Origin of the sequence: Dietzia sp. DQ11-71 (assembly GCF_014144995.1) — a bacterium.
Classification (GTDB): Bacteria; Actinomycetota; Actinomycetes; order Mycobacteriales; family Mycobacteriaceae; genus Dietzia; species Dietzia kunjamensis.
In genome coordinates, this window is sequence record NZ_JAALDT010000226.1 from 1 (window position 1) to 7062 (window position 7062).

At 70.6% G+C, this 7062-nt stretch carries 6 protein-coding genes, 1 tRNA gene and 1 pseudogene; 7 read left to right on the plus strand and 1 reads right to left on the minus strand.

Going from position 1 to position 7062, the window contains the following annotated elements:
* Nucleotides 1-212 precede the first annotated feature (212 nt).
* Nucleotides 213-284: transfer RNA gene (locus tag G6023_RS08795), tRNA-Val, on the plus strand.
* 400 nt (nucleotides 285-684) lie between these two features.
* Here the strand turns inward: G6023_RS08795 and G6023_RS08800 are convergent.
* Nucleotides 685-1344 carry a DsbA family oxidoreductase gene (locus G6023_RS08800; protein ID WP_182635043.1) on the minus strand — a complete coding sequence of 220 codons (660 nt, stop codon included), beginning with the start codon at nucleotides 1342-1344 and terminating at the stop codon, nucleotides 685-687.
* Between the two features lie 142 nt (nucleotides 1345-1486).
* On the opposite strand from G6023_RS08800, the gene thrS reads away from it, so the two are divergent.
* The 6 genes and pseudogenes from thrS to G6023_RS08830 all read left to right on the plus strand — a co-directional run.
* A complete protein-coding gene (thrS, locus tag G6023_RS08805) occupies nucleotides 1487-3586 on the plus strand; it encodes a threonine--tRNA ligase (RefSeq protein WP_182635046.1) in 2100 nt (699 codons plus the stop codon).
* Nucleotides 3583-4185 (plus strand): ATP adenylyltransferase, encoded by a 603-nt coding sequence (locus G6023_RS08810; RefSeq protein WP_182635048.1) that lies wholly within the window; start codon nucleotides 3583-3585, stop codon nucleotides 4183-4185. Before thrS ends, G6023_RS08810 begins: the two co-directional genes overlap by 4 nt.
* A 12-nt stretch (nucleotides 4186-4197) precedes the next feature.
* The gene (gene pgsA / locus G6023_RS08815; protein ID WP_182635050.1) at nucleotides 4198-4842 is read left to right on the plus strand and encodes a phosphatidylinositol phosphate synthase; all 645 of its coding nucleotides are present in this window, start codon (nucleotides 4198-4200) and stop codon (nucleotides 4840-4842) included.
* On the plus strand, nucleotides 4839-5747 hold the full coding sequence (locus G6023_RS08820) for a phosphatidylinositol mannoside acyltransferase (protein ID WP_182635052.1): 909 nt from the start codon (nucleotides 4839-4841) through the stop codon (nucleotides 5745-5747). Before pgsA ends, G6023_RS08820 begins: the two co-directional genes overlap by 4 nt.
* A 7-nt stretch (nucleotides 5748-5754) precedes the next feature.
* Complete coding sequence (locus G6023_RS08825; protein WP_182635055.1) at nucleotides 5755-6870, plus strand: glycosyltransferase family 4 protein; 1116 nt, start codon at nucleotides 5755-5757, stop codon at nucleotides 6868-6870.
* Nucleotides 6860-7062: pseudogene (locus G6023_RS08830) on the plus strand (NUDIX hydrolase); the annotation flags it as partial. The gene G6023_RS08825 and the pseudogene G6023_RS08830, both read left to right, overlap by 11 nt.

Here is a 7062-nt window from a genome sequence, read left to right on the forward strand (position 1 = left end):
GACCCGGGCGCGGGCCATCACGCATCGAGACCCTCACGGCCCGCGGCGCGCCCGCCCCCTCAGGGCCCGCCCTCCGGCACCCACACCGCCCGCCGGACCGCGTCCCGGATACCCCGTCAGCGATCCGCCCACCCCTCGGGGGGCCGAATTGGGGCCCGGCCCGGGTCTTGATACAGTGTTCCGGTGCCGAGGCGAGACCGCCCGGAACGCGAGGTCCTATAGCTCAGCGGAAGAGCGCTCCGTTCACACCGGAGAGGTCACTGGTTCGAACCCAGTTAGGACCACCCTTGAAGCGGGCGAGAGCCCACGACGACCCCCGGACTCCATCACGGAGACCGGGGGTCGTCCGCATTTCAGCCGTTCGGGACCGTGCTGGCAGCGCCACGACGCGGCGGCGCATTCACCGCGCCTGCCTCTACATGTGTCAAACGATGGTGCGCCTGAATTGATCGAGTGATCGAGATCTCAACGTTTGTCAAGGGTATGAAACAACTGAGGACCTCTGCCGTCACGCATCTGCAACACAACCTCTGGCTCGGGCCTCGTGGCCCTCGCCGGTTTCGGCGCGGCGGCGCTGGCGATGTGACATGACATAGCGGCGTACAGCGCGACCGGGCGCCCGGTGGTGTGTACGGGCTCGGTGGTGTGTACGAGCTCGGTGGCGTGTACGGACTCGGCGGGGACTCAGACCTCCGCAGCCACCGCCTGCTCCAGTGCGTCATCGAACACCTCGACCGGCTGGGCCCCGCTGACGGCGAGTCGGTCGTCGAACACGAAGAACGGCACCCCCCGGACCCCGAGACCGCGGGCCGTCTCGACGTCGCGGTGCACCAGGTCGGCGAACGCGTCCCCCCGGAGCACCCGGTCGACCTCCTCCGCCGGCAGCCCGGCCCCGACCCCGATCTCACGCAGCACCACCGGGTCCGAGATCGCCCGTCCCTCGCTGAAGTGGGCGCGTCGCAGGGCCTCGTCCACCGCGTCCGCCCGTCCGTGCTCGGCGGCCAGGGCGGCCAGGCGGTGGGCGTCGAAGGTCGAACAGATGCGCGCGGACCGCCAGTCGAAGTCCAGACCGAGTTCGGTGAACCGGGCGGCCATCTGCTCCTGCCCGGCCTCCGCGTCGGCGAGCGACATCCCGTACTTGCGCGAGAGCATCTGTGCGCTCGTCTCGGTCGGCTCGTCGCCGACGACGCGGGGAGCGGAGGGGTCGAGTTCGTAGGCCCGCCACACCACCTCGACCTCGATCTCGGGGTGTCGCGCACGGAACGTCTCCAGTGCCGCCTCGAGGTGCCGCTTGCCGATCCAGCAGAACGGACAGACGACGTCGGACCAGATGTCGATGCGCATGCCGGGTGCAACGTCGCGCCGCGGTCCGGGATTCCGTCAGGGCCCCGGGTAGCATGGACCGGCCCGGTCCCTGTCGTGGACCGGTGTCAGCCCGGGTGGCCCACTGGCACCCGACGTCCACTGCCCGAGGAGATCTCCCCCCGTGTCCGAGAACCGCATACCGGAAACCGATGCCGACGCGACGGGTGCGGCCCCTGTGACGACCGTCGTCCCGGCCGGTGAACCCGCGGGCAAGATCCTCGCCGAGCGGGAGCTGCAGTCGCGCAGCGGCCCGGAGACGATCGTCGTGGTGCGGGATCCGGAGGGGACCCTGCGGGATCTGTCCTGGGCGCCCGCCGAGGACACCGAGGTCGAGCTGGTCCGCGCCGATTCGGAGGACGGGCGGTCGGTGATCCGGCATTCGTGCGCACACGTGCTCGCCCAGGCGGTACAGGACAAGTTCCCCGAGGCCAAGCTGGGGATCGGTCCGCCGATCGAGAACGGCTTCTACTACGACTTCGACGTGACCGAGCCCTTCACACCCGAGGACCTCAAGGACCTCGAGAAGCGGATGAAGAAGATCATCAAGGCCGGCCAGCGCTTCTCGCGGCGGGAGTACGCCTCGCTCGACGAGGCGCGCACCGAGCTGGCGGGCGAGCCGTACAAGCTCGAACTGGTCGAGGACAAGGGCCGGGCGGACGCCGGTGACGCCGACGGCGCGGTGGCGCTCGAGGACTCCGAGATCATGGAGGTCGGCGCGGGTGCGCTGACCGCCTACGACAACCTCAACCCCCGCACGGGCGAGGTCATCTGGTCGGATCTGTGCCGCGGCCCGCACACGCCCACCACCAAGTTCATCCCCGCGTTCACCCTCACGCGCTCGTCCGCTGCCTACTGGCGGGGCGATCAGAACAACGCCGGTCTCCAGCGGATCTACGGCACGGCCTGGGAGAGCACCGAGGCCATGGACGCCTACCTCGACCGTCTGGCCGAGGCGGAGAAGCGCGACCACCGTCGGCTCGGGACCGAGCTGGACCTGTTCAGCTTCCCCGACGAGATCGGGTCCGGGTTCCCGGTGTTCCATCCCCGCGGCGGGATCATCCGCAACGAGATGGAGCAGCACTCCCTCAGGCGCCACCTGTCCGCCGGGTACTCACTCGTCAACACCCCGCACGTGACCAAGGGCGACCTGTTCCGCAAGTCCCAGCACTTGAGCTGGTACTCGGAGGGGATGTTCCCCCCCATGGTCCTGGACGCGGAGTACGACGCGGACGGCAAGGAGACCAAGCCGGGGCAGGACTACTACGTCAAGCCGATGAACTGCCCCATGCACAATCTCGTCTTCGACTCCCGCGGCCGCTCGTACCGCGAGCTCCCGCTGCGGATGTTCGAGTTCGGCACCGTGTACCGGTACGAGAAGTCCGGGGTGATCCACGGCCTCACCCGCGCCCGCGGCTTCACCCAGGACGACGCGCACATCTACTGCACCGAGGAGCAGATGGAGGGCGAGATCGCCTCCGTCCTGTCCTTCATCATCTCGCTCCTGCGCGACTACGGCCTCGAGGACTTCTACCTCGAGCTGTCGACCAAGGATCCGGAGAAGTACGTCGGCGGCGACGAGATCTGGGAGCGCGCGACCGACACGCTGCGTCGGGTGGCCACGAACTCCGGCCTCGAGCTGGTCCCGGACCCGGGCGGGGCCGCCTTCTACGGCCCCAAGATCTCCGTCCAGGCACGCGACGCCATCGGGCGGACGTGGCAGATGTCGACGGTCCAGCTGGACTTCAACCTGCCCGAGCTGTTCGACCTGACCTACAACGCCGCGGACGGCACCAAGAAGCGGCCGGTCATGATCCACCGCGCGCTCTTCGGCTCGATCGAGCGGTTCTTCGCCGTCCTGCTCGAGCACTACGCCGGTCTGTTCCCGGCGTGGCTGGCGCCCGTGCAGGTGGTGGGCATCCCCGTGGCGGAGGCGCACGAGAAGCATCTCGAGGACGTGATCGACGAGCTCCGGGGGCGCGGTATCCGCGCCGAGCTCGACGTCTCCGACGAGCGGATGCAGAAGAAGATCCGCAACCACACCACCGGCAAGGTCCCGTTCATGCTCCTGGCCGGTGACCGCGACGTCGAGGCGGGCGCGGTGAGCTTCCGGTTCCCGGACGGGACGCAGCTCAACGGGGTCTCGCGGAACGCCGCGATGGACAAGATCTCGTACTGGGTCAACTCCCGACGCAACGACGTGCCGACTTCGGAGCGCGTGTGACGGCCGGAGATCCGTCCTCGACGGGCGTCTACCGCCAGTTCGGGGTGGGGGAGGACCACCTCCAGTTGCTGTGGGCCCCCTACCGGATGTCATATATCGCCGAGTCGCGTCCCGAGCCGGCCGAGGGGATGACGGGGGAGCCGTTCCTCGACATCCCGAGGATGAGCGACGAGGACGGGCTGGTGGTCGCCCGGGGCGAGCACGTCTACGTCGTGCTCAACCTGTTCCCCTACAACCCGGGTCACTCGATGGTGGTTCCGTACCGCAAGGTGGCGGACCTGGAGGACCTCGACGACGACGAGTCCCGCGAACTCATGTCGTACACGCAGCACCTGATCCGGGTCATCAAGGCGGTTTCGAACCCGGACTCGTTCAACGTGGGGCTCAATCTGGGTGGCGCGGCCGGCGGGTCCCTGTCCGAGCATCTGCACCAACACGTCGTGCCACGCTGGATCGGTGACGCGAACTTCATTACCGTGACCGGCGGAACCAAGGTGCTCCCGCAGCTCCTCCGACAGACGCGGCAGCTGCTCTCGGAGGCGTGGTCCACCACGATGTCAACGGGCGATGTGTCCGGACCAGACCGCACCTCGAAGTAGGCAGGGAGTCGAATGCTCAGCGAGTACGGAAGGTCGGGGGTCGCCAGGGTGGCCCACCCCCTGGCGGCGTTCCTCGTCCGCAGCGGCGTCACCGCCAACGGGATCACCCTCGCCGGCCTCCTGCTGACCTGCGCCGCGGCGATCACCCTGTTCGGACCCGGTCACCTGGTGGCCGGCGCGATCGTCATCGCACTGTGCACCCTGTTCGATCTGGTGGACGGGGCGGTCGCCCGCGCGAGCGGGGGCGGGTCACCGTACGGGGCCCTGGTCGACGCGGTCTCCGACCGGGTCGCGGACGGCGTGATCCTGGCGTCGCTGGTGTGGTGGCTGGTCTACACCGAGCCCGAGAACCGCTACGCGCTGGTCATGCTCCTGTCCTGCCTGATCCTGTCCCAGGTGGTGTCCTACTCCAAGGCCCGCGCCGACGCGGGCGGACTCCGCACACCGGGCGGGCTCATGGAGCGCGCCGATCGCCTGGTCCTCATCCTGCTCGGCGCCGGCCTCGAGGGGCTGGGGGTGCCGTGGGCACTCGAGGTCGGGCTGACCGCCGTCGCGGCGGGCAGTTTCGTCACGGTGATCCAACGGGTGTGGGGCGGACGCACCGACTACCTCGAACGCGTGGCGCGTAGCGACGCCCCCGCGGTGGGAGACCGATGAGCGCGCTCGGCAATCGCCTTTCCGATCTCGGGTACGCCGCCGGATGGGCCGTGGTGCGCGCCCTTCCAGAGCCGACCGCGCGCGCCCTCTTCCGTGCGGGCGCCGATCTCGCGGCCCGCCGACAGGGTCCGGACTCGCAGCTGCGCAGGAACCTGGCCCGCGTCCTCGGGGTCACCCCGGCCGAGGTCCCCGACGACCTGATCAGGGAGTCCTTCCGCTCCTATGCCCGCTACTGGCGCGAGGCCTTCCGTCTCCCCTCGATGGACCGCGAGGCCGTGGCCCGCGAGATGGACCGGACGATCGCCGGGGTCGAGAACCTCGACGCGGCGCTCGAGCAGGGGCGCGGGGTGGTCGTCGCGCTGCCGCACTCGGCCAACTGGGACCTGGGCGGCACCTGGCTGGCGCGACGCTACGGCGGGTTCGCCACCGTCGCCGAGAGACTCGAGCCGGAATCGCTGTACCAGCGCTTCCTGGACTTCCGCGAGGGCCTGGGCTTCACCATCTACCCGCACATGGGCGGACCCACCCCGCCGCTGGACGCGCTGCGCGAGTACCTCTCAGGGGGCGGGATCGTCTGCCTACCGGGGGAGCGGGACCTGCGCCGGACCGGGGTGCCCGTGACGTTCTTCGGCGAGCAGACGCGCATGCCCGCGGGTGCGGCCCGGCTCGCGGTGGAGACCGGCGCGCCGCTGCTGGTCGCCCAGTTCTGGTACGCCGACGAGGAGACGATGCGGGTCCGCATCACGCCGCCCATCGACGTCTCGGACGGGATCGAGTCGGCGGTGCAGGCGATGGCCGACCTCTTCGCCGAGGGGATCGCCCGGCACCCCGCGGACTGGCACATGCTCCAGCCATTGTGGCTGGACGACCTGCCGGCCGAGCGGCGTGCGCGGATCGAGGGCTGACCCCGCCGTGCGCATCGGCATGATCTGCCCCTACTCGTTCGACGCCCCGGGCGGGGTGCAGGCCCACGTCGTGGACCTGACCGAGGAACTGCGGCGCCGCGGACACACGGTCCGGGTCCTGGCCCCGGGCAGTCCCGGCAGCGCGCCGGTCTCCGGGATGACCCTGACCGGGCCGGGCGTCCCGATCCCCTACAACGGCTCCGTCGCCCGGCTCAGCTTCGGGCCCGCCACCTGGCGGGCCACCCGACACTGGCTCCGCGAGCAACCGCTGGACGTCCTGCACATCCACGAACCCAACGCCCCGGGCGTCGGCATGTTCGCCCTGGCGATGTCCTCCGGGCCCATCACCGCCACGTTCCACACCTCCACCACGGGGTCGATGATCCTCGGCGCCGCCGACGGGGTCCTGGCCCCGCTGCTCGAGAAGATCCGCGGGAGAATCGCGGTGTCGACCCTGGCGCGCCGCTGGCAGATGGAGGCCCTGGGCTCCGACGCCGTCGAGATCCCCAACGGTGTCGACGTGTCCGCGTTCACCGACGTCGACACCTCAGCCGAACCGACCGACGCGCCGACCGTGGCGTTCCTCGGCCGCTACGACGAACCCCGCAAGGGGATGGGCGTGCTCGCCGCGGCGCTCCCCGCCGTCCTCCGGGACGTGCCGGACCTGCGGCTGCGGGTCATGGGCGACGGCGACGAACGGACACTGCGCGCCGCCCTCCCGGCCGGGTTGGACGTGGAGTTCCTCGGCCGGGTCGACGACACCCGCAAGGCCGCGGTGCTGGCCGCAGCGGACGTCTACTGCGCACCCAACACCGGCGGGGAGAGCTTCGGCATCGTCCTCTTGGAGGCCATGTCCGCCGGGACCGCCGTCGTGGCCGCCGACCTCGACGCGTTCCGCCGTGTCCTCCGGGACGGCGAGTGCGGGGAACTCGCCACGGTCGGCGACGCCGACGCCCTCGCCGCAGCCCTCACGAGGGTCCTCACCGACCCCGGTCGCCGCGCCGACCTCCGCACCCGCGGTCTCCAGGCGGTCCGGGAGTACGACTGGCCCGTCGTCGCCGACCGGGTCGTGCGTGTGTACGAGACCATCCGCGGCCCGGGGGAGACGCTCCGTGTCCGTTGAACTGATCGTCCTCGTCGTCGTCCTCGTCGCCGCGCTCGCGGCGTTGTTCACCGCGTACCTCTCCGCTCACCGCCTGGACCGGCTCCACATCCGCACCGACCTGGCCCGCGCCGCCCTGACCGGGGCCCTGGAGCGACGCCACACGGTCGCCGCCGCCGTCGCCAGCGACCTCTCGGCGCGGGACCCGGCGGG

Coding starts and splice junctions, on each gene's coding strand:
- G6023_RS08820 (WP_182635052.1), top strand. CDS start 4,839: ATGAGCGCGCTCGGCAATCGCCTTTCCGATCTCGGGTACGCCGCCGGA.
- pgsA (WP_182635050.1), top strand. CDS start 4,198: ATGCTCAGCGAGTACGGAAGGTCGGGGGTCGCCAGGGTGGCCCACCCC.
- G6023_RS08800 (WP_182635043.1), bottom strand. CDS start 1,344: ATGCGCATCGACATCTGGTCCGACGTCGTCTGTCCGTTCTGCTGGATC.